Source organism: Luteimonas granuli (genome assembly GCF_007795095.1).
In the GTDB taxonomy this organism is placed as follows: Bacteria; Pseudomonadota; Gammaproteobacteria; order Xanthomonadales; family Xanthomonadaceae; genus Luteimonas; species Luteimonas granuli.
Map to the genome: position 1 here is coordinate 2,531,530 of NZ_CP042218.1, position 21,245 is coordinate 2,552,774.

At 72.0% G+C, this 21,245-nt stretch carries 20 protein-coding genes and 1 pseudogene; 10 read left to right on the forward strand and 11 right to left on the reverse strand.

Features of this window, described 5'->3' with window-relative positions:
• Positions 1-15: 15 nt before the first annotated feature.
• Complete coding sequence (rnd, locus tag FPZ22_RS11770) at positions 16-1,134, reverse strand: ribonuclease D (protein ID WP_144893187.1); 1,119 nt, start codon at positions 1,132-1,134, stop codon at positions 16-18.
• 150 nt (positions 1,135-1,284) lie between these two features.
• Here rnd and FPZ22_RS11775 point away from each other — a divergent pair, with 150 nt between their 5' ends.
• Together FPZ22_RS11775 and FPZ22_RS11780 are read left to right on the forward strand one after the other, a co-directional pair.
• Positions 1,285-3,117 carry a formylglycine-generating enzyme family protein gene (locus FPZ22_RS11775; RefSeq protein WP_246120703.1) on the forward strand — a complete coding sequence of 611 codons (1,833 nt, stop codon included), beginning with the start codon at positions 1,285-1,287 and terminating at the stop codon, positions 3,115-3,117.
• A 17-nt stretch (positions 3,118-3,134) separates the two neighbouring features.
• Positions 3,135-4,046: a M48 family metallopeptidase gene (locus FPZ22_RS11780; RefSeq protein ID WP_144893191.1), complete on the forward strand. Its 912-nt coding sequence runs from the start codon at positions 3,135-3,137 to the stop codon at positions 4,044-4,046.
• Between the two features lie 16 nt (positions 4,047-4,062).
• Here FPZ22_RS11780 and FPZ22_RS11785 read toward each other — a convergent pair whose 3' ends face one another.
• From FPZ22_RS11785 to gluQRS, 4 genes are all read right to left on the reverse strand, one after another.
• Positions 4,063-4,992, reverse strand: a complete 930-nt coding sequence (locus tag FPZ22_RS11785; protein ID WP_144890969.1) for an IS110 family RNA-guided transposase — start codon at positions 4,990-4,992, stop codon at positions 4,063-4,065.
• A 255-nt stretch (positions 4,993-5,247) separates the two neighbouring features.
• A complete protein-coding gene (gene phaR / locus FPZ22_RS11790) occupies positions 5,248-5,733 on the reverse strand; it encodes a polyhydroxyalkanoate synthesis repressor PhaR (RefSeq protein ID WP_144893193.1) in 486 nt (161 codons plus the stop codon).
• An 86-nt stretch (positions 5,734-5,819) separates the two neighbouring features.
• The gene (gene phbB / locus FPZ22_RS11795) at positions 5,820-6,560 is read right to left on the reverse strand and encodes a beta-ketoacyl-ACP reductase (protein ID WP_144893195.1); all 741 of its coding nucleotides are present in this window, start codon (positions 6,558-6,560) and stop codon (positions 5,820-5,822) included.
• Between the two features lie 50 nt (positions 6,561-6,610).
• On the reverse strand, positions 6,611-7,516 hold the full coding sequence (gluQRS, locus tag FPZ22_RS11800; RefSeq protein WP_144893197.1) for a tRNA glutamyl-Q(34) synthetase GluQRS: 906 nt from the start codon (positions 7,514-7,516) through the stop codon (positions 6,611-6,613).
• A gap of 88 nt (positions 7,517-7,604) precedes the next feature.
• On the opposite strand from gluQRS, the gene htpX reads away from it, so the two are divergent.
• Positions 7,605-8,510, forward strand: a complete 906-nt coding sequence (htpX, locus tag FPZ22_RS11805; protein ID WP_144893199.1) for a protease HtpX — start codon at positions 7,605-7,607, stop codon at positions 8,508-8,510.
• A 46-nt stretch (positions 8,511-8,556) separates the two neighbouring features.
• Here htpX and FPZ22_RS11810 read toward each other — a convergent pair whose 3' ends face one another.
• Both FPZ22_RS11810 and epmB read right to left on the reverse strand, forming a co-directional pair.
• On the reverse strand, positions 8,557-10,638 hold the full coding sequence (locus FPZ22_RS11810) for an EAL domain-containing response regulator (protein WP_144893201.1): 2,082 nt from the start codon (positions 10,636-10,638) through the stop codon (positions 8,557-8,559).
• Between the two features lie 99 nt (positions 10,639-10,737).
• Positions 10,738-11,742 (reverse strand): EF-P beta-lysylation protein EpmB, encoded by a 1,005-nt coding sequence (gene epmB, locus FPZ22_RS11815; RefSeq protein WP_144893203.1) that lies wholly within the window; start codon positions 11,740-11,742, stop codon positions 10,738-10,740.
• A gap of 50 nt (positions 11,743-11,792) precedes the next feature.
• On the opposite strand from epmB, the gene efp reads away from it, so the two are divergent.
• The 6 genes and pseudogenes from efp (at position 11,793) to folE2 (ending at position 16,883) form a co-directional block, all read left to right on the forward strand.
• Entirely contained in the window at positions 11,793-12,359 is a 567-nt protein-coding gene (gene efp, locus FPZ22_RS11820; protein ID WP_144893205.1) for an elongation factor P, read from the forward strand.
• On the forward strand, positions 12,359-13,708 hold the full coding sequence (locus tag FPZ22_RS11825; RefSeq protein ID WP_144893207.1) for a TRZ/ATZ family hydrolase: 1,350 nt from the start codon (positions 12,359-12,361) through the stop codon (positions 13,706-13,708). The genes efp and FPZ22_RS11825 overlap by 1 nt, the downstream gene beginning before the upstream one ends.
• 111 nt (positions 13,709-13,819) lie before the next feature.
• Complete coding sequence (gene ubiG, locus FPZ22_RS11830; RefSeq protein ID WP_246120718.1) at positions 13,820-14,467, forward strand: bifunctional 2-polyprenyl-6-hydroxyphenol methylase/3-demethylubiquinol 3-O-methyltransferase UbiG; 648 nt, start codon at positions 13,820-13,822, stop codon at positions 14,465-14,467.
• An 86-nt stretch (positions 14,468-14,553) separates the two neighbouring features.
• A complete protein-coding gene (gene gph, locus FPZ22_RS11835) occupies positions 14,554-15,150 on the forward strand; it encodes a phosphoglycolate phosphatase (protein ID WP_246121107.1) in 597 nt (198 codons plus the stop codon).
• Positions 15,147-15,857, forward strand: a complete 711-nt coding sequence (locus FPZ22_RS11840; protein ID WP_144893211.1) for an isoprenoid biosynthesis enzyme family protein — start codon at positions 15,147-15,149, stop codon at positions 15,855-15,857. The genes gph and FPZ22_RS11840 overlap by 4 nt, the downstream gene beginning before the upstream one ends.
• 100 nt (positions 15,858-15,957) lie before the next feature.
• Positions 15,958-16,883 (forward strand): annotated as a pseudogene (folE2, locus tag FPZ22_RS11845) (GTP cyclohydrolase FolE2).
• A 575-nt stretch (positions 16,884-17,458) separates the two neighbouring features.
• On the opposite strand, the gene FPZ22_RS13700 reads toward folE2, so the two are convergent.
• A complete protein-coding gene (locus FPZ22_RS13700; protein ID WP_168198997.1) occupies positions 17,459-17,596 on the reverse strand; it encodes a hypothetical protein in 138 nt (45 codons plus the stop codon).
• Positions 17,597-17,620: 24 nt separating this feature from the next.
• On the opposite strand from FPZ22_RS13700, the gene FPZ22_RS11850 reads away from it, so the two are divergent.
• Positions 17,621-18,601 carry a GGDEF domain-containing protein gene (locus FPZ22_RS11850; protein ID WP_144893212.1) on the forward strand — a complete coding sequence of 327 codons (981 nt, stop codon included), beginning with the start codon at positions 17,621-17,623 and terminating at the stop codon, positions 18,599-18,601.
• Between the two features lie 15 nt (positions 18,602-18,616).
• Here the strand turns inward: FPZ22_RS11850 and FPZ22_RS11855 are convergent, their stop codons facing one another.
• From FPZ22_RS11855 to yidD, 3 genes are read right to left on the reverse strand one after another with little or no spacing between them, the layout of a single operon-like run.
• Positions 18,617-19,480 carry a M23 family metallopeptidase gene (locus tag FPZ22_RS11855; RefSeq protein ID WP_144893214.1) on the reverse strand — a complete coding sequence of 288 codons (864 nt, stop codon included), beginning with the start codon at positions 19,478-19,480 and terminating at the stop codon, positions 18,617-18,619.
• Between the two features lie 31 nt (positions 19,481-19,511).
• Positions 19,512-20,858, reverse strand: a complete 1,347-nt coding sequence (locus tag FPZ22_RS11860) for a dihydroorotase (RefSeq protein ID WP_144893216.1) — start codon at positions 20,856-20,858, stop codon at positions 19,512-19,514.
• On the reverse strand, positions 20,855-21,091 hold the full coding sequence (gene yidD / locus FPZ22_RS11865) for a membrane protein insertion efficiency factor YidD (RefSeq protein WP_210412669.1): 237 nt from the start codon (positions 21,089-21,091) through the stop codon (positions 20,855-20,857). Before yidD ends, FPZ22_RS11860 begins: the two co-directional genes overlap by 4 nt.
• Positions 21,092-21,245 lie beyond the last annotated feature (154 nt).

Genomic DNA, 21,245 nt, shown 5'->3' on the forward strand with positions numbered 1-21,245 from the left:
ACAGGGACGGCAATTCTATACGCCCTCTTCGCCGCTCGGCAATTCCTCCGGGGCCTCCGCGAGCAGCGGCGCGAGCACGGGTTCCAGCTGCCGGCGACGCCAGCCGCCGAACGCGGACCAGTCGCGGTCGTCCAGCAGCGCCTCGAGCTTCCTGCGCGAGGCCAGCACGCCGTCGGGCAGGCCGAGCCCGGCGCTGACGCCGGCCACGGCATCCTGCAGGCGGCGCAGGGCGCGCTTGTCGCGTTCATCGGTGCGCACGGGCGGCGCGTCGTCCTCGTCGGGCAGGGGCGTGGACAGCGCCTGCCAGAGTTCGCCCGCGAGCTTGCGCGGCGCCTTGGGGTGGCGCTCGAGCAGGACCTTCAGCGCCGCCGGGTCGGCGGGCGGGGTGCGGGCGATGGTGGCGGCCAGATCGTTGTCCAGGATCCAGCTGCGCGGGCGATCGTGGTCGCGGGCCCAGGCGTCGCGCCAGCGCAGCAGGCGCAGCAGGCGCAGCTGGCCCGCCCGGTCGAAGTACTGGGCGGCGCGGATGGGCAGGTGCGGCCAGCGCTCCAGGCTGGTGTCGCGGGCGGCGGCGACCATGCGCGCGCAGTCCTCGCGCAGCCAGTCCAGGCGGCCCAGGGCCTCGAGCCTCGACTCCAGGTGGTCGTGGAGCTCGAACAGGTGGCGCACGTCGTCGGCGGCGTAGGCCAGCTGGGCCTGCGACAGCGGGCGGCGCGACCAGTCCGAACGGGTCTCGCCCTTGCCCAGGCTGACGTCGGCGATGTCGGCCACCAGGCGCTGGTAGCCGGCACCGGAGGCGAGCCCGGCGATCGCCGCCGCCACCTGGGTGTCGAACAGCGGCGCGGGCACCGCATCGCAGGCGTGGAGCAGGGCGATCAGGTCCTCGCCGGCGCTGTGCATCACCTTGGTGATGCCGGGATCGAGCAGCACGCCGCGCAGGGCGCCGGTCATGCCCGGCGCCTGGGTGTCGACCAGCAGGATCTCGTCGTGCACGGCCATCTGCGCCAGTGCCAGATGCGGCCACCAGGTGCGTTCGCGAATGAATTCGGTGTCCAGGCCGATGCGCGCGGGGCGGTTCTCGAAGCGCGAAAGGAGCGCGGCGGGGTCGGCGACCCAGGTGAAATCGTGTTCCATCGGCGCCAGCGTACCGGCCGCGACGCGGCGGCGGCAATCGCGGCGATGTCCCGGCACCGCTGCCCGGCCGCGGCCGCTTGCCGTAATCTGGCGCCCGTGATCGCCCTCAGGACAACCCCAGGACCCGCCGCCAGGCCATTCCGCACGGGCATGACTGTCGCCTTCGCGCTCCTGGTGGCCGCCGGCTGCGGCCGCGAGCAGGCGGAGGCCCCGGCGGTGGAGCCGGCTGCCGACGCAGCGCGCCAGGTCGACGGCAGCGTGACCATCAGCGGCGACGACCGCCTGGCCGGCAGCCTCACCTGGCGGGCACCGCGGGTCGCACTGGCGGAAGGCGACGAAGCGCTGGTCGCCGCGCTGGATCGCGCCGGCGAGGCGCTCGAGGCCGGCGATCTCGAGGCCAGCGCGGATTCGGCGATCCCGCTGTACCTGGCCGTGCTGGAGCGCGATCCGGGCAGCAAGCCGGCCGCCGAAGGGCTCGAGCGCTCGCTGTCGGCCCTGCTGGCGCAGGGCGCCGCCGCGCTGGGCCGCGCCGGCGACGACGACGATGCCCTGCACCGTGCCCGGATGGTGGCCGCGGTGGCGCGCAGCCTGCGCCCCGCGGAGCAGCGGGTGCGCGACTACCTCGCCGACGTCGACCGCGCCGAGCACCTCGCCGAGATCAACCAGGCCGCCGAACGCGAACTCCGCGCGGGCAGGCTGGGCGAATCCGGCGATGGCGCGCTGGCGCGGGTGCGCGAGGCGCTGGCGCTCGACGAGGACCAGCCGCGCGCGCTGCAGCTGCGCGCCGCGGTGGAGAGCGCGATGATCCGCCGTGCCGAGGACGCCGCCTCCGCGGGCGATTTCGATGGCGCCGCCGAATGGCTCGACCATGCCGAAGCCGTACGCGGCGGCGCTGGCGCCGTGGCCGACGCCCGGACCCGCCTCGACACCCGCCGCCGGGCCTGGATCCTGCGCCTGCGCGACGAGGGCATCGCCGCGCTGCCGCGGGCCGGCGGCATCGAGGACGCGCGCGCGCTGCTTGCACGGATGCTGGTGCTGGCAGAGCCGGGAAACGCCGCCGTCGCCGAACTGCGGGAACGCATCGATCTGGCGGTGCACTACGGCAACTTCCGCCCGGGGCAGCGTTTCACCGACCGCGCCGGCGGCGGCCGCGGGCCGCAGATGGTGGTGGTGCCGCACGGCGGCTTCAGCATGGGCGCGGCCGACGCCGACCGCGACGCCGAGGACAGCGAGCGCCCGCGGCGCAACCTGCGCTTCGACCGTGGCTTCGCCCTGTCGCTCACCGAGATCACCGTGGGCGAGTTCCGCCGTTTCGTGGATGCCACCGGCTACCGCACCCGTGCCGAGCGCCGCGGCTTCTCCATGGCCTACGACGAGCGCAGCGGCAACTTCGTGCGCCGCAGCCGCGTGGACTGGCGCATGGACTTCGCGGGCGCGCGGGCGGCTGACGACCTGCCCGTGCTCCACGTCAGCGCGCGCGACGCCCAGGCCTATGTCGACTGGCTGGCCGAGGTGAGCGGAGAGCGCTACCGGCTGCCGAGCGAGGCCGAGTTCGAATACGCGCTGCGCGCCGGCGGCACCGGTCGCTATCCCTGGGGCGACGGGCCGCCGCCCGAGGGCGTGGGCAACCTGACCGGGGACAAGGACAGGTCACCGGGCGGCCGTGGCTGGAGCAACGCCTTCGAGGACTACGACGACGGCCACTGGGGTCCGGCCCCGGTCGGCAGCTTCACGCCGAATGCATTCGGACTGCACGACCTTGAAGGCAACGTCAGCGAATGGGTCGCCGACTGCTGGCATGACAGCTACCGGCGCGCACCGGCGTCGGGCGCAGCCTGGGTCAACCCGGGCTGCCGCATGCAGGTGGTGCGCGGCGGTGCCTGGGCCAGCTCGCCGGCGCAGACGCGCAGCTCATGGCGGGCGCCGTCGCCGGTGGACAACACCAACGCGCGCGTCGGCTTCAGGGTCGCGCGCGACATCTGAACGGGCAGGAGCGTGCCATGCGACGGGATCCCTTCGGGCGGCAGCGGCAGCGACAGGGGGCGGCGCCGCGCCGCGGCTTCAACCCCAGGATCCTGATCCTCCTCGCCTTCCTCGGCTACGGCGCGTACTACTGGTTCTCCAACCGGACGCTGGATCCGGTGACCGGCGAGAAGGTGCTGATCGACCGTTCGCTGTCGGTCGAGGACGAGAAGGCGCTGGGCCTGCAGGCCTACGAGGAGATCCTGTCGCAGGAGCGGCCGGTCGATCCCGACCTGCCCATCGCGCGCGAAGTGCGCGACATCGCGTCCAGGCTGATCGCGAAGGTGCCCGAGGTCGAGGCCGCGCTCGCGGCGGAGAACGGGCAGCAGCCGACCGGGTTCTCGTCGACCTTCGAGTGGGACGTCCAGGTGATCCAGTCCGACCAGGCCAACGCCTTCTGCCTGCCCGGCGGCAAGATGGCGGTCTATACCGGCCTGGTGCCGGTGGCGCAGAACGTGGATGCGATGGCGGTGGTGATGGGCCACGAGATCGCGCATGCGCTGCTGCGCCATGGCGCCCAGCGCATGGCCCAGCAGAAGCTGTCGCAGGTGGGGCAGATGGCGGGCGCGATGAGCGGCATGGATCCGCAGCAGCAGCAGATGGTGATGGCGGCGCTGGGCTACGGCTATCTGCTCCCGTATGCGCGCAAGCATGAGACCGAGGCCGATCACGTCGGCCTGATGCTGGCTGCCGCGGCGTGCTACGACCCGCGGGAGTCGGTACCGCTCTGGCAGCGCATGAGCGAGGCGGGCGGGGGGCAGCCGCAGCCGGAGTTCGCTTCGACGCATCCGAATCCGGGGACGCGCATCCAGAACCTGCAGTCCCTGATGCCCAAGGCGATGGAGTACCGGCGGAAGTTCTGCGCCGACGCCCCCGCCACGCCCCTGTAGGAGCAACTGTCTTTTTTCAGACCGAGGCTGGCTGCCAGGGTTTGCCATCCCTGAGCATGGCGTTGATCTGCCCGAGGAAGGCGCGCATGCAGGCAACCAGGGCCACCTTGGCGCATTTGCCGCGGCTCCTTAGAGCCTCATAGCGTCGCTTCAGGGCGGGCTGGGCGCGGATGGCGCTCCATGTGGCCATGTACAGCACGCGCCGGATTCCGGCACGGCCGCCCTGGATGCGCCGCAAGCCGCGCTTGCCGCCGCTGTCGGCGTTGTAGGGAGCAACGCCGACCAGGGCGGCGATCTGCCGGCGTTCGATCTGCCCCAGCTCGGGCAGGAAGGCGATCAGGGTGGCGGCGGTCACCGGGCCGATCCCGGGTACGGCCCGCAGTTGGGCGGAACGCTCGCTGTCGGCGTCAGCCACGGCTTGGGTGATGGCCTTGTCCAGCAGCGCGATCTCCGCCTGCTGCGCGCGCAGCAGGCGCTTCAGGCTGGCCACCACCAGCGGCTGGCCCTGTACCTGCTGCAGCCGACGCCGATCGTCGTCGCGTTGCTGCACCACCTGCGCACGGCGTTGCACCAACGCCTGCAGCCGCTGCTGTTGCGGCGTTTCCGCAGCGGCCGGCGGCATTTCGGTCACCTCCGCCATATGGGCCAGCATGGCCGCGTCGATCGGGTCGGTCTTGGCGGTCCGGCCCATCGCAGTGGCAAACGAGCGCGCCCGGTGCGGTGGCACGCGCACCACCGGCCATTCATCCTGCAGGGCAGCCATCACCGCCCGCTCGTAGCCGCCGGTCGCCTCCAGCAGCACCCGTTCCACCGGCAGCTTCCGCAGCCGCTGCGCCAGCGACCGGTGCCCGGCCGAGCTGTTGGCCACCTCGAACACCTCTCCGTTGGGCCGCAGCGCCACCGCCAGCGTGGCCTTGGCCACGTCGATCCCCACGAACACAGACATCTGCTTCTCTCCTAGACTGGACGGGAGAGCACTCTTGCCGGCCCATGCTTGTGCAGTGCGAGCTGCTGACTCGTTCAACTGTTCGGGCTCTGGCAAGAGCGTGGAGTGCGGGCGCCCTGGCTCCTACACGTGCTTCAGGGCACCCCAGCTTGTCGGCGTCCCGCACTCCGCTCTCACCTGCACGCTAGGCCAAAGCGAAGACACAAGCAGCTACAGCTGCGACCACGCGGCGCCGGGTCGCAGCTGTAGCTGCTCCTACGCGGGCTTGCGCCGGGTGCCGGCGGGCTCGCGGGGCTTCTGGGGGGCGGCGGCCGAGGCCATGTTGCGCTGGAACTCCTCCCACATCGCCATGTTGCGCTCGGTGATCTGGTTCATCATCGACCACGGCGTCTGGCCGAGCATGCTGCCCATCTGCTGCCGGAACTGCTGCTGCTGGTCGAGGAAGCTCCGCATCGAGCGCTCGAGGTAGCTGCCCATGAAGCCCTGCAGAGAATCGCCGTAAAAGCGGATGATCTGGCTCAGGAGTTCGGTCGAGAGGATCGGCTGGCCGTCCTGCTCCTGCTCCGCGATGATCTGCAGCAGCACCTGGCGGGTGAGGTCCTCGCCGCTCTTGGCGTCGCGGACCTCGAAGTCCTCGCCGTCCACGATCAGCTGGCGTACGTCCTCGATGGTGATGTAGCTCGAGATCTCGGTGTCGTACAGGCGGCGGTTCGGATACTTCTTGATGACGCGCGTGGCCATGCTGCGGTGCCCGTGTCTACGTGACCCACGGCAGCATGACGCAGCGCAACAGTGCTTGCAACCGGACCGCGGCGCCCCGCGCAGGGCTACCAGCCCATGTACTGTCCGCCGTTCGCCGCCAGGTTGGCACCGGTGATCCAGGCCGCTTCCTCGGCCACGAAGAAGGACACGGCGTAGGCGATCTCGTCGGGTTCGCCCAGGCGTCCGGTCGGGATCTGGGCCACGATCTTCTCGCGCACCGCCTCCGGGACCGCCATCACCATGTCGGTCCCGATGTAGCCGGGAGAGACGGTGTTGACGGTGATGCCGAGCTTCGCGTTCTCCTGGGCCAGCGAGATGGTGAAGCCGTGCATGCCGGCCTTGGCGGCGGCGTAGTTGGCCTGGCCGTACTGGCCCTTCTGGCCGTTGATGGAGCTGATCTGGACGATGCGCCCCCACTTGCGCTCGCGCATGCCTTCGATCACCGGGCGGGTGACGTTGAAGCAGGAGTTGAGGTTGGTGGCGATGACGTCGTTCCACTGCTCCGGCGTCATCTTGTGGAAGGTGGAGTCGCGGGTGATGCCGGCGTTGTTGACCAGGATCTCGACCGGTCCGAGCGCTTCCTCGACCCGGCGCACCATGGCCGCGGCCTCTTCCGGCTTGGACACGTCGCCCGGGACGATGGTGAAGTCGAAGCCTTCGGCGCGCGCGGCCTGCTCCCAGGCGCGGGCCTTTTCCTCGTTGCGGTAATTGGTCGCCACCCTGTGGCCGGCCCTGGCCAGGCGCTTGCAGATCGCGGTTCCGATGCCGCCGGTCCCGCCCGTCACCAACGCAACCCTCGACGTCATGTCATCGCTCCCGCTGCCCGGACGCGGCTTGCGTCCGCCCGGGTTCGATTCTATGCATGCCGTATTGCGGCGGCATTGTGCACTGCGGTGGCCGCTATCGGACCGCGCGGGATGCGCGAGGCATCGAAGGCACGCACCGCGGCCTCGAGCGTGGCCGGAAGCGAGACCTTTGCGGGAAGCCGCCGCGGGTCCTGGCCGAGCGCGTGCCACGCGGCGCGCAGCGCCGGCAGCGGATCCGCGTCGTCGACCGGCAGCGAGGCGCGCGACTTCGACAGTTTGCGGCCGTCGTCGTCGAGCACCAGCGGCAGGTGCAGGTAGCGCGGCCGGGGCAGGCCGAGCGCGCGCTGCAGCAGGATCTGTCGCGGAGTGGAGTCGAGCAGGTCGGCGCCGCGCACCACGTCGGTGATGCCCTGGTCGGCGTCGTCCACCACCACGGCGAGCTGGTAGGCCCAACAGCCATCGGTGCGGAGCAGCACGAAGTCGCCTGCCGCCCGGTCGACGTCCTGGATCACTCGACCATGCACGGCGTCGTCGAAGGCCACGCGGCTGCCGTCGGCCACGCGCAGGCGCATCGCGGGGTCGCGCCGATGGGCGCCCCTCCGGCAGCTGCGGTGGATGCCGCCCGCTCCGGCCACGTCGGCGCGGCTGCAGTGGCATTCGAAGGCGAGCCCGGCGTCGAGCAGCCGCCCGAGCGCCGCTGCGTACAGGTGGCCGCGGTGCGACTGGTATTCGACCGGTCCGTCGTGGTCCAGGCCGAAGGCCGCCAGGGTGCGCAGCTGGGACTCCGCCGCGCCGGGGACCTCGCGACCGCGGTCGACGTCCTCGATCCGGACCAGCCATTCGCCGCCGGCGCTGCGTGCGGCCAGCCAGCTGCCGAAGGCGGCCAGCAGCGAACCGAAGTGCAGGGGACCGGTCGGCGAGGGCGCGAAGCGGCCGCGGACGCTGGTCATGGACATGCTGTCGTCACCTTGAATTCAATGTCCGCCGGACACACTTTGCAGCGTGTCCCACGCATTGCACAACGAACTTCCAGGAACCTTCCCAATGCTCAAGCGCGTCGTCCTCTTCCTCGCCACCAACATGGCGGTGCTGGCCCTGCTCAGCATCGTCATGTCGCTGTTCGGCATCAACGCCCAGTCGATGTCGGGACTGCTGGTGATGGCCGCGCTGTTCGGCTTCGGCGGCTCGATGATCTCGCTGCTGTCCTCGAAGTGGGTCGCCAAGCGCGCCGCCGGCCTGCATGTGATCGAGCAGCCCCGCAGCGACGTCGAGCGCTGGCTGGTCGACACCGTGGCGCGACAGGCGCAGGCGGCCGGCATCGGCATGCCCGAGGTCGCCATCTACGACGCGCCCGAGATCAACGCCTTCGCCACCGGCGCCAACCGCAACAACGCCCTGGTGGCGGTGTCCACCGGGCTGCTGCGCTCCATGGACCACGACGAGGCCGAAGCGGTGCTCGCGCACGAGGTCAGCCACGTGGCCAACGGCGACATGGTCACCATGGCCCTGCTGCAGGGCGTACTCAACACCTTCGTGATCGTGCTCGCGCGCCTGGTCGGGCGGGTGGTGGACGGCTTCCTCAGCGGTGACCGCGAGGGCGGCGGCGGGCTGGCCTACTACGCGATCGTGTTCGTGCTGGAGATGGTCTTCGGGCTGTTCGCGAGCATGATCGCGATGTGGTTCTCGCGCCATCGCGAGTTCCGCGCGGACGCCGGCGGCGCCGCGCTGGCGGGCCGGCAGAAGATGGTCGCCGCGCTCAGGCGTCTGTCGCTGAACCAGGGCCAGAACACGCTGCCCAAGCAGGTCGCGGCCTTCGGCATCAGCGGCGCGATCGGCCACGGCCTGCGCCGCCTGCTGCTGAGCCATCCGCCGCTGGAGGAGCGCATCCAGGCCCTGGAGGCGGGCAGCGTGGACGGCGAGGCGGCGCTGCGCCAGGGTCTGCTGGCCTGAGCCGTCGTCCGGCCCTGGCGCCGCTAGCGCGACGCCGGGCCGGCGCTCACTCGAAGTCGTAGCTCATGTCCGGGCCCGAGGGGGCCAGGAAGTGCCCGGACACGTAGTCCACGCCGGTGCCGAACAGCACCGACATGGTGGCGGCGTCGGACACGAAGTCGGCCATGGTCTGGATGCCCAGTTCCCTCGCCTTGCCGGCGATCTCGCGCACGCGCTGCTGGCTTTCGCCGTTGGCCGGCAGGTCCTCGATGAAGCCGGGGTCGATCTTGAGCATGTTCGGCTTCAGGTGCGCCAGCAGCTGGAAGGAATCCAGGCCGGCGCCGAAATTCTCCAGCGCGATGCGGCAGTCCACGCGTGCGGTCGCGGCCGTGAACGCCTGCGCCGCCTTGAGGTGGGTGAACACCTTGGCCTCGGCCAGCTCCAGCACCAGGTACTCGCCGGGCACACCGTGCTCGAGCAGCTGGTCGCCGATGTAGCGCGGCAGGCTGTCGTCGGCCAGCGAGGCCTGGCTGACCTTGACCAGCAGCGTGGTGGGCCGGCCGGCGCGGATGCGCTCGCCGATCACGGCGATCGCGCGGCCCACGACGTAGCGGTCGATCTCCCACAGCAGGCCGTGCTCTTCGGCGATCTGCAGGAAGCTCAGCGGTTTGATCAGTTCGCCGTCGGCGCCCTTGAGGCGCAGGAAGGTCTCGTACACGGCGCCGGTGTCCCCCTGCAGGCTGATCACCGGCTGGTAGTGGAGCACGAAGCCCTCGTGGTCGAGCGCGTCGCGCAGGCGCGAGACCCAGGCCTGGATGTGCTCCTCTTCGGCGCGGTCGACGGCGCTGGGGTCGAACAGCTCGAATCGGTTGCCGCCGGTGGCGCTGGCCGAGGCCATGGCCTCGGCGGCCTTGGCCAGGACCTGGCTGACGCTGGCGATCTTCTCGCCGATCTGCACCGCGCCGATGCTGGCGGTGATCACGCTGGAGCGCGAGCCGATCTCGAAGAGCTCCTCCGAGAACGCCTTGAGCACGCGGTCGGCCACGGCCTCGGTGCCGGCGTGGTCGCTGTTGCGCACCATCAGGGCCAGGGTGTGTTCTCCGAAGCGGGCGGCGACCGCGTCCCCGCCGCCGGCCGCGGCTTGCAGGCGCGCCGCGGTCGCGGCCAGGAGGTCGTCGGCGGAATCCAGGCCGATGTCGGCCAGCAGGTGCTGGTAGTGGTCGGGCTCGAGCAGCAGCAGACCGTGCTGGGCGCTGCGGTGCGCCGCTTCGTCCACCGCGTCCTCGAGCGCGCGCAGGAAGGTCGGGCGGTTGTAGAGGCCGGTGACCTGGTCGCGCTGGCGCAGCTCCTCGATCTCGTGCGCGAGCTCGGGGTCGAGCTCCTGGCGGCGGATCACCACCTGCACGCAGGGCTCGCCCTCGTACTGGGCCTGGATGAATTCCATCGCGGCCGGGAACACGTTGCCCTCGACGTCGCGTGCCTGCAGCTCGTGGCGCGGTGGCGGCGCTTCGCCCTGGGCCAGCGACTTCAGCAGCTGCCGGAACTCCTCCACGTGCTGTGGCGCCACCATGTCCAGCAGCGACATGCCTTCGATGTCCTCGAAGTCGTCGTAGCCGAACATCTCGAGGTAGGCCTGGTTGGCACGGATGTGCATGCCTTCGTGGACGTAGGCGATGGGGTCGCGCGAGGAGTCGATCAGGGCGTCGCAGCGGCGCTCGGTCTCGCGCAGGCGCGCCTCCAGGCGCCGCCGGGCACGCCGGGCCTCGAGGTCGGCCCAGGCGTCGCGGATCGCGGTCAGCAGCAGCGACGCCGGCTCCCGGAGCGCCAGCGCGCGCGCGCCGGCGGTCATGGCGCGGATATGGACGTCCTGGTCGATGGCGTCGGCGACGGCCACCACAGGGATGTCCTTGCCGGTGGCCGCCACCTGCTGCATCACGGTCGCCAGAGGGACGGTCGCCGAATCCTGCTGGGCCACGACCACGTCCACCGGCTGGGCCCCGACCATGCCCGCGAACTCCTCGGCCGAGGCCGGACGCAAGGGCCGCACGGCGATGCCGGCATTGCGCAGCGTGCTGACGATGACTTCGGCCGCTTCGGCGCTGTCGTCGACGATCATCAGCCGCAGGGCGGCTTCCTGGCTTTTCGACATGGGTCTCTCCGTGGAAGCGGCGTTATGCCATGCCCCGGCGCATGGAGTCCACGACGCAGGCCCTTTCGGCAGGATGCGGGGCTGCGGCCGCGACGGCCATCACAGCGCGCGCTTGGACGCGTCGCCGGGGACCTCGCGCACCAGCCGCGGCACCAGGTAGCCGGGCAGGCGCGCTACCAGCGCGGCGTGCAGGGCGCGGGCGCGATCGTCCCCGACCTCGAAATGCGCCGTGCCGGCGACGCGGTCGAGCTGGTGCAGGTAGTAGGGCAGCACGCCGGCCGCGAAGCCGCGCTCGCAGAGGTCCGCCAGCGCATCGACCGAGTCGTTGACCCCGGCAAGCAGCACCGCCTGGTTGAGCAGGCTGGCGCCGGTGCCGCGCAGCGCGGCCATCGCGGCGTCGACGGCGGCGTCGAATTCATTGGCGTGGTTGGCATGGACGACCACCGCCACCGGCCAGGGCAGGTCGCCCAGCCAGGCCAGCAGCTCGTCGTCGACGCGCTCGGGCAGCACCACCGGCAGCCGGCTGTGGATGCGCAGGCGACGCACATGGGGCACGTCGCGCAGCAGGCCGGTGAGTTCGGCCAGCTTGCGGGTGGCCAGCGACAGCGGATCGCCGCCGGACAGGATCACCTCGGTGATCGTGGGATCCGCGGCGATCGCGGCCACGGCGCCGGTCCAGCCACCCGCCGCCGCGGTCTCCTCGGCATAGGGGAAGTGGCGACGGAAGCAGTAGCGGCAGTTCACCGCGCAGCTGCCGGTGGCCACCAGCAGGGCGCGGCCTTCGTACTTGTGGATCACGCCGCGACCGGCCTTCGCGGCGGCGTCGCCGACCGCGTCCAGGCCGAAGCCGGGGACGCTGCGCAGTTCCTCGTCGAGCGGCAGCACCTGCCGCAGCAGGGGATCGTGGCGGTCGCCGTGGCGCATCCGGGCGATGAAGCTTCGGGGCACGCGCAGGGCGAAGGCGGCCACGGCCGCCTCCGGCACCGCGGCCGCTTCGTGTTCCAGCCCGAGCAGGCCCAGCAGCTCGCGGGGGTCGCGCACCGAGGCGCGCCACGCCTGCTGCCAGCCGCGCGGCTGCATGGGAAGGGGGGCTGCGGGTATCATTTCCCCGACATTCTAGCCGCTCCGGCGGCCCAACCCCTGCAGGAGCACGCATGGCCAGCTATGGCATGAACGACGTCAAGAACGGGATGAAGATCCTCGTCAACGCGGAACCCGCGATCATCACCGACACCGAGTACGTCAAGCCGGGCAAGGGGCAGGCGTTCACCCGCGTGAAGTACCGCCTGATCAAGTCGGGCCGCGTGCAGGAAGTCACCATGAAGTCGACCGACTCGGTCGAGGCCGCCGACGTCATCGACACCGACATGCAGTACCTCTACGCCGACGGCGAGTACTGGCACTTCATGAATCCGGAGAGCTTCGAGCAGGTCCAGGCCGACAAGGCCGGCATGGGCGGCGCCGAGAAGTGGCTCAAGGGCGAGGAGGACTGCGTGGTCACGCTCTGGAATGGCACGCCGATCCAGGTCACGCCGCCGAACTTCGTCGAGCTCAAGATCACCGAGACCGACCCCGGCGTCCGCGGCGACACATCGGGCGGCGGCGGCAAGCCGGCCACGCTCGAGACCGGCGCCGTGGTCCGCGTGCCGCTGTTCGTGAACCAGGACGAAGTGATCAAGGTCGACACCCGCTCCGGCGAGTACGTCAGCCGGGTGAAGTGATGACGGTCGAGGGGGCCGCGCCCGAGGCCTGCGATCTGCTGGTCGAGGCCGGACACGTCGTCCCGGTGGAGCCGCACGGCGTGGTCCTCGACGACCATGCCGTGGCGGTGCGCGACGGCGCCATCGTCGCGCTGCTGCCGCGGGCGGAGGCGCGCGCGCGCTTCGCCCCGGCCGAGGTGGTGTCGCGGCCCGGCGGCGTGCTGCTGCCGGGCTTCGTCAACGCGCACACCCACAACCCGATGACGCTGATGCGCGGCATCGCCGACGACCTGCCGCTCAAGGTCTGGCTGCAGCAGCACATCTGGCCGATCGAGGCCGCGGTGATGGCGCCGGACTTCGTCGCCGACGGCGTCACCCTGGCGATCGCCGAGATGCTGCGCGGCGGCACCACGAGCTGCAACGAGAACTACTTCTTCCCGGACGTGCAGGCCGCCGTCTACAGGCGGCACGGCTTCCGCGCCCGCGTCGGCCTGCCGGTGATCGACTTCCCGACCGCCTGGGCCAGCGGCGACGACGAGTACTTCGACAAGGCCGGCGCCGTGCACGACCAGTGGCGGGGCGATCCGCTGGTCGCGACGGCCTTCGCGCCGCACGCGCCGTACACGGTCAACGACGCCAACTTCGAGCGCGTGCGCATGCTGGCCGACCAGCTCGACGTGCCGGTCCACCTGCACCTGCACGAGACCGCGCAGGAGGTCGAGCAGTCGCTGAAGGAGCACGGCCAGCGGCCGATCGCGCGCCTGGACCGCCTCGGCCTGGTCAACGACCGCCTGATCGCGGTGCACATGACCCAGCTGACCGAGGCCGAGATCCACCTCTGCGCCGAGCGCGGCGTGAGCGTCGTCCACTGCCCGGAATCCAACCTCAAGCTGGCCTCGGGCTTCTGCCCGGCCTGCGCGCTGGAACGGGCGGGGGTGAACCTCGCCATCGGCACCGACGGCTGCGCCAGCAACAACGACCTCGACATGGTCGGCGAGACCCGCACCGCGGCGCTGCTGGCCAAGGCGGTGGCGCAGGATGCAGCCGGTTTCGACGCCTTCACCGCGCTGCGCGCCGCGACCCTGGGCGGGGCGAAGGCGATCGGTTTCGATCACCTGGTCGGTTCGCTGGAGCCGGGCAAGCAGGCCGACATGGCCTGCATCGACCTCCGCGAACTCGAGACCCAGCCGCTGCACCACGTGGTCTCGCAGCTCGTCTATGCCGCCGGCCGCCACCAGGTGTCCGACGTCTGGATCGCCGGCGCGGCGAAGCTGCGCGGCCGCGAGCTGGTCGACATGGATCCGGCCGCCCTGGTCGCGAACGCCCGCCAGTGGCGCACGCGCATGGCCGGCATCCGCACCGGCGCCTGACACGCCGGCGCCTTCCCACACTCCCCGAGCAGCCGCCATGACCACCCCATCCCCGGGCACCAATTTCCGCCAGTCCGAGCTCGACAAGTTCGCCGAACTCGCCAATCGCTGGTGGGATCCCGAAGGGCCGCAGAAGCCTCTGCACGCGCTGAACCCGGTGCGGCTGGACTACGTCGCCGCGCGGCGCCCCTGGCGGGCGCGAAGGTGCTGGACGTCGGCTGCGGCGGCGGCCTGCTGAGCGAGGCCATGGCCCGCGCCGGTGCCGAAGTCACCGCCATCGACCTCGCCCCCGACCTGGTCAGGGTGGCGCGCCTGCACGCGCTGGAGTCGGGCGTGAAGGTCGACTACCGCGTGCAGCCGGTGGAAGCCCTGGCCGAGGAGGCCCCCGGCGGCTTCGACCTCGTCACCTGCATGGAGATGCTGGAGCACGTGCCCGACCCCGGCGCGATCATCGCCGCCTGCGCGACCCTCCTGAAGCCGGGGGGCAAGCTGTTCGTCTCCACTCTCAACCGCACCCCCGCGGCCTTCGCGCTGGCGATCGTGGGCGCCGAGTACCTGGCCCGCCTGCTGCCGCGCGGCACCCACCAGTACCGCGACTTCATCCGTCCCTCCGAGCTGGCCGCCTGGCTTCGCGAGGCGCGCCTCGAGCTCGACGACGTCTCCGGCCTGGTGTACGAGCCCTGGGCCAACCGTGCGCGGCTGTCCTCGCGCACCGACGTCAACTACCTCGCCTCGGCCACGAAGCCGGACGCATCGTGAGCGGGAAGGATCCGGGGGCGCGCGGACGCTTCCCGCGCTGCGTGCTGTTCGACCTCGACGGCACCCTGCTCGACAGCGCGCCGGACATGGCCGCGACCGTCAATCGCATGCGCGCGGCGCGCGGCGCACCGCCGATGCCGCTGGCCGACCTGCGCCCCCACGTCTCCAAGGGCGCGCGCGCGATGAGCGCCGCCGCGTTCCCCGAGCTCGCCGGCGAAGTGCCGCCCGAGGTCGTCAGGGAATTCCTGGCCGTGTACGCCGAAGAGCTCGGCCGCCATGGCGCCGCCTTCGACGGCGTCGAGGCGATGCTGGCCGCGCTCGAGGCCGACGGCGCGCGCTGGGGCATCGTCACCAACAAGCCCGAGTACCTGGCGCGCGGCCTGATGCCCGCACTGGGCTGGGACACGCGCAGCGGGGTGCTGGTCGGCGGCGACACCCTGGCCGAGCGCAAGCCGCATCCGCTGCCGCTGCTGCATGCCGCGGAGGCCATGGGCTTCGCGGTCGCCGACTGCGTCTATGTCGGCGACGACGAACGCGACATCGTGGCCGCGCGCGCCGCCGGCATGCGCTCCCTGGTCGCGCTCTGGGGCTACCGCCTCCGGCATGACGACCCGCTCGCCTGGCAGGCCGATGCGATGGTCGCGACGCCCGCCGACCTGCTCGAACCGGACGCCTGGCCGTGAGCATCGAAGGCGTCCGCGGCGAGGCCGCGACCTTCATCGACAAGTGGCGCGCGCGCTGGCCGGAGTGGGAGATCGCCGCGGTGTTCGTGCCGGAACCGCAGCGGTCGCTCGCCGAGGCCTGGTTCGCGCTGCTGCAGGAGCTCGGCGATGCCGCCTGGGGCGGTGCCGACCCGACGCCGGGGCTGGCCAAGCTGGCCTGGTGGCAGGAAGAGCTGGGCGGTTGGGCGAAGGGAGCGCGCCGGCACCCTCTGGGACAGCCGTTGCAGCAGAGGGCGGCGCCCTGGCTGGAGTTGGGTCGCGCCCTGGCGGACCTGCGCTCGCTGCGCGGGGAGGGTGGGGACGCTGAATCACCGGCGGACGCCGTCGCCGCGGGCGAAGCCTTCGCCGCCGCGGTCGCGGACTGCGAGGCTGCGCTGTTCGGTGGCCGCGCGCCGGATCCCGCGGGCCGCGCGGCCGTGCTGGGTTGCCTGCTGGGCGAGCGGGCACTGATGCGGGTCGCGGCCGGAATGCCGTCAACCCCGATTCCGGCGCCTTACGCGGGAACAGGCGCAGGCGCGGACCGGGCGCGCTCGTCGGTGCGTGCCGGCAGCCGCCCACGCGGCGTCCTCGCCGCCCTGGTCGCCGCCCGCCAGGCCCGGCCCGACCGGCCGCTGCCGCCGCTGAGGGCGCTGTTCGCCGCATGGCGGGGTGCCCGGCGCGCGGGTTGAGGCCAGGCGCTCCAGCGCGCGTGCGCGACATGCACCGTTGCGCGGGCTCGCGCCGGGCCGCGGGTACAATTGCAAGCCGTTCTCGATTGCAGGCTTCCGCGTGACCTCTTCCAACCCACCCCCGGTGTTGCCCGATGTCGCCTACGACCGCGCGGCGGCCGCTCGGCCCCTCGACTGGGTGGGCATGCGGCGCATCGCGCTGCCGCTGCGCGTGCCGGACGGGGGTGACGGGTCGCAGCTGGTGCCGGCGTCGGCGGACATCGGCGTGGACCTGGCCAGCGCCGAGACCCGCGGCATCCACATGTCGCGGCTGTACCTGCTGCTGCAGGACGGGCTTCCGGCCGAGCCGCTCTCGGCCTCGTCGCTGCGCGCGCTGCTGCGCGCGTGCATCGACTCGCAGTCGGGCCTGGCGACCCGCGCGCGCCTGACCCTGCGCTGGAACCAACTGCTGCGCCGGCGCGCGTTGGCCAGCGACAATGCGGGCTGGAAGTCGTATCCGGTCGAGGTCGACGCCGTGCTGTCGCCGTCGGGCGCGGAGATCACGCTGGCCTTCGGCATCGACTACTCCAGCACCTGCCCGGCGTCCGCGGCGCTGTCGCGCCGGGCCAACGCCGACCGCTTCGAGGCCGACTTCGCCGGTGACGAATCGCCGTCCAGGGTCGAGGTGCTCGACTGGCTGGCCGAGCGCGGCATGGCCGCCACCCCCACGCCCAGCGCAGCCGCGCCGACGTGCGCGTGGTCCTGCGCAACGACGTCGACGCGCTGCCGCTGCTCGAGCTGGTGGACGCCATCGAGGCGGCGCTCGGCACGCCGGTGCAGACCGCGGTCAAGCGCGAGGACGAGCAGGCCTTCGCCCGCGCCAACGCCGACAATCTGATGTTCTGCGAGGACGCCGCGCGCAGGGTGGCCGCGGTGGTATCCGGCAGTCCGCGGGTGGCCCGCTTCGATGTCACGGTCTCGCACTTCGAAAGCCTGCACGCGCACGACGCCGTGGCGCGCGTGGCCGGGGTCGTGCAGCTTCGCTGAATGCGCTCCGGGTTTCCGGGTTTCCGGTTTCCGGGGTCGTCTCCGCGATAGCATGGCGCGATGCGGAGGGGGGATCCGGAGCTGGACTGGTGGTGCGGCCTGTGGCTGTGCCTGCTGCTGCTGTGCGCGGTCCCGGCCCAGGCTGGCGCATCCTCCTTCGTGCTGCAGTCGCTGCCCGGTGACGCCAGTCCCGCCGACGTGCTGGCCGGACATCACGACCACGAACTCGGCCCGCCGCTTGCGGAGCCGCTGATCCGCGGTCGCCGCGGCGAGACCCGCTGGTGGCGGGTCATCACGCCGGAGCCGCGGACTGCGGAGGATTCCCCCAAGCTGGTCCTGCGCTCGCCCTTCCTGGCCCGGGTGCAGGCCTGGGCGCCGGGAAAAGCGGCTCCGGCGCGGTACGCGCTGTACGGGGACGATGCCGATCCGCGCCATTCCCACCGCGCGCTGTTCGTCGACCTTCCGCAGGGCATCCCCGCCGGCAGCGCGCTTTGGCTGCGGATCGACCCGGGCTCGCGGGTCGCGATGCAGGTGTCGATCGAGCCGCTCGACCAGGTGCGCCGCGACGATCTGGCCTACGTCGCCTGGCGCGTCTTCGTCCTGTCCGTGCTCTCGGTACTGGCGTTGCTGGCGTTCGCCTTCGGCATCGGGACCGGCGAGGCCAGCTTCGGCTGGTTCGGCGCGATGCTGTGCTTCGCGGTGCTGTACACCATGTCCCTGGGGGCGACCTGCGCCTGGTGCCCTGGGCCGAGGCGGTCTTCGGCACCACGCCGCAGTCCAGCCGCATCGTCGGCGGGCTGGGCGTGGTCTGCAGCAACCTGTTCCAGCGCGCCTATCTCGGTCTGCCGCGGAAACTGCGCTGGGCCGAGCGCGCGCTGTGGTTCGGCAGCGGACTGGCCATGGTCACGGTGGTCGGCAGCGTGTTCGTGGATGCCGGGTGGCTGGGGCGCGTCGGCAACATCGGGCTGGTGCTGTCCGCCATCGTGCTGTTCCTGGCCAGCACGCGGCTGGCGGCCGTCGGCGATCGCGCGGGCCGGGTGGTGATGGTGTCGTGGCTGCCGCTGATGGTGCTCATCACACTGGTGGCGCTGCAGATGGCGGGTCTCTGGGCGGGGGCCGCGTGGCTGGCGCAGGGGCTGGCCGGCAGCTTCGCACTGGCCGGCCTGCTGCTGACCATCGGACTGGCGGACAAGCTGGTCCAGCTGCGCCGCGACCTGGACCGCGCCAGCGCGCGGGCGAGCGCCGACGAGCTGACCGGGATGTTCAACCGCAGCGGAATCGAAGGAGAGCTGCGACGGGTGATGCAGGCCGCGCAGGCGCGGTCGATGCCGGTGAGCATCGCCTTCGTCGACCTGGACCGTTTCAAGCAGATCAACGACGAGCACGGGCACGGGGTCGGCGACGAGTGCCTGCGGATCGCGTCGCAGCGCATCCTCAACCAACTGCGCGGCCGCGACATCATCGGCCGCTACGGCGGCGACGAGTTCCTGGTGGTGATGCCGGACACGCCCTTGGCCGATGCGCTGGACGTGGCCGGCCACATGCGCGCAGCGATCGCGAGCCGGCCGCTGGCGACGGCCGGAGTCGATGTGGAGGGGACGCTGAGCATCGGCGTGGCCGAACTGGTTCCCGGCGAGTCGATGGATTCGCTGGTCGAGCGTGCGGACGCGGCGCTGTACGCGAGCAAGGACGCGGGGCGGGACCGGGTCAGCGGCTGACCGCGGCGCCCCGTCTCAACGCCGTTCCAGCACCAGCTGCGGGTCGATGCGGACATCGAACCAGCTCATGCCCCAGTGCAGGTGCGGGCCGGTCGAGCGGCCGGTGGAGCCCACGGCGGCGACGGTCTGACCCTGCTCGACGCGGTCGCCGGGCCGGACGTCGATGCGCGAGAGGTGGAGGAAGTTCGAACTGATGCCGTGGCCGTGGTCGATCAGCAGCGTGCCGCCGGTGAGGTAGAGGTCCGGGTCGGCGAAAGTGACGATGCCGGCCGCAGGCGCCTTGACCGGCGTGCCGGTGGGGGCGGCGATGTCCATGCCCGAGTGCGGGCTGCCGGGCTTCCCGTTGTAGACGCGGGCGCGGCCGAAGCGCCCGCTGACGCGGCCTTCGAGCGGCTGGATGAAGGGCCGTGCGAAATCGGCCCGGGCGTCGTCCCGGTTCCGCGCTTCGGCCACCCGGGCCTGCTCGCGGCGGATGCGCTCGGCGATCGCAGGCGGCGGGTCGACCGTGGCGGGAGGCACGCCGTCGATGCGCTGCTCGGGCCAGTCGCGCGGGTCCACGGCGATGCGGGCGTCGGTGCGGCTGCCGTCGGGGCGGGTGACGGCGACCAGCAGCGGGCCGGTCTCGTTGCGCCCGACGCCGAAGGCCACCGTGCCGTAGCCGGTGCTGCGCAGGACGCGGCCGCCGTATTCGACGCGGCTGCCGGCAGGCACCTTGCCGAGCACGAGCGCGCCCTGCCGCACGCGTTCCGGGAACACCACGCGCAGGTCCGCGGTGGCGGCGGAATCCGCGGCGGCGACCGCGGGGGCGGCCTGCGCGAGTGCAAGCGCCCAGGGGAGGGCGGAGAGCAGGCCGACCAGGACGGCGCCGGCCGCGTTCATGGTGTGGCTCCCGGCGCGCTGGAAGCCGGTGTCACCTTGCGAATTCCAGGCGGCGGCCGGCGGGCGCGCCGAGCAGCTTCGACCCGTTCCAGGACAGGACACCGTTGACCCAGGTCGAAGCGATGCGTGAGCGGAAGGTGGTGCCTTCGAACGGCGACCAGCCGCACTTCGACAGCACGTCTTCGCGCCTCACCGTGAACGGTGTGTCCTCGACCATCACCAGGTCGGCCCAGTAGCCCTCGCGCAGGAAGCCGCGCTCCTTGACGTCGAACAGCTGCGCCGGGGCGTGCGCGAACTTCTGCACCACGCGCGCGATGTCGAAGCGGCCTTCGTGCACGCACTCCAGCGCCGCCACCAGCGCGTACTGCACCAGCGGCAGGCCGCTGGGCGCACGGGTGTAGGGCGCCTGCTTCTCTTCCCGGGTGTGCGGGGCGTGGTCGGTGGCCAGCACGTCGATGACGTCGTCGGCGAGCGCGCGCAGCAGGGCCTCGCGGTCGCTGGCGTCCTTGATCGCCGGATTGCACTTGATCTGGTGGCCCAGGCGCGCGTAGTCGGCGCGGTCGAAGCGCAGGAAGTGGATGCAGGTCTCGGCGGTGATCCGCTTGCGCAGCCGGCCGTCGGCGTCGACCAGCGGGCCGGCCTCGAACAGCGCCAGTTCGTCGGCGGTGGAGATGTGCAGCACGTGCAGGCGGGTGTCGTGGCGACGGGCCAGCTCCAGCGCCAGGCGCGTCGACCTGATGCAGGCCTCGCGCGAGCGGATGTCGGGATGCAGCTCCGCGGGGATGTCGTCGCCGTACTGCGCGCGCGCGGCCGACAGCGCCGCGTCGATCATCGGCGTGTCCTCGCAGTGGGTGATGATCGGCACCGGACTCTCGCGGAAGATCGCGTCGAGGGTCGCCGGGTCGTCGACGAGCATGTTGCCGGTGGAGGCGCCCATGAAGACCTTGAGGCCCGGGGTCGCGGCCGGATCGATGCCGCGCACCGCCTCCAGGTTGTCGTTGCTGGCGCCCATGTAGAAGCCGTGGTTGCCCCAGGCCCGGCCGGCGGCGCGGGCGTACTTGTCCTCCAGCGCCGCGGCGTCGAGCGTCGGTGGGCTGGTATTGGGCATGTCCATGAAGCTGGTCAGGCCGCCGGCGACCGCCGCCGCCGACTCGGTGGCGATGTCGGCCTTGTATTCGAGGCCCGGCTCGCGGAAGTGCACCTGGTCGTCGATCATGCCCGGCAGCAGACGGTGGCCGGCGGCGTCGAACACGGTCTCGCCGGCGCGCGGCGACAGGCTGCCGATCGCGTCGATGCGGCCGGCACGGATGCGCAGGTCGGCCTCGGACTCGCGGCCCTCGTTCACCAGGCGCGCATTCAGGATCAGGGTATCGGTCATGGCGGAGGTCCGTGGTCGCGCGGCGGGACCGGGTCCAGGCCGCCGGGGTGGAGGGGATGGCAGCGGCCGATGCGCCTGGCTGCCAGCCAGCTTCCGCGCAGGGCGCCGTGCACCGCGATGGCCTCCATGGCGTATTCCGAACAGCTGGGCACGAACCGGCAGCGCGGGCCGAGCAGGGGGCTGAGCCAGCGTTTGTAGCCGCGCAGGAGCGCGATGAGCGTGCGATCGATCAAGGAGGCGTCGGCGGATTGGGGTGCGCGGCGGCGCGCGCGGTTGCCGCTGCAGTCGGGGCAGGGTATAACAGCCCGCTTTCCCGTCCAAGCGTCGGGAGTGTGGCGCCGGCCACAAGCGCGTTCCCCCGAACGCTTCCCGGTGGCCGGACTCGAC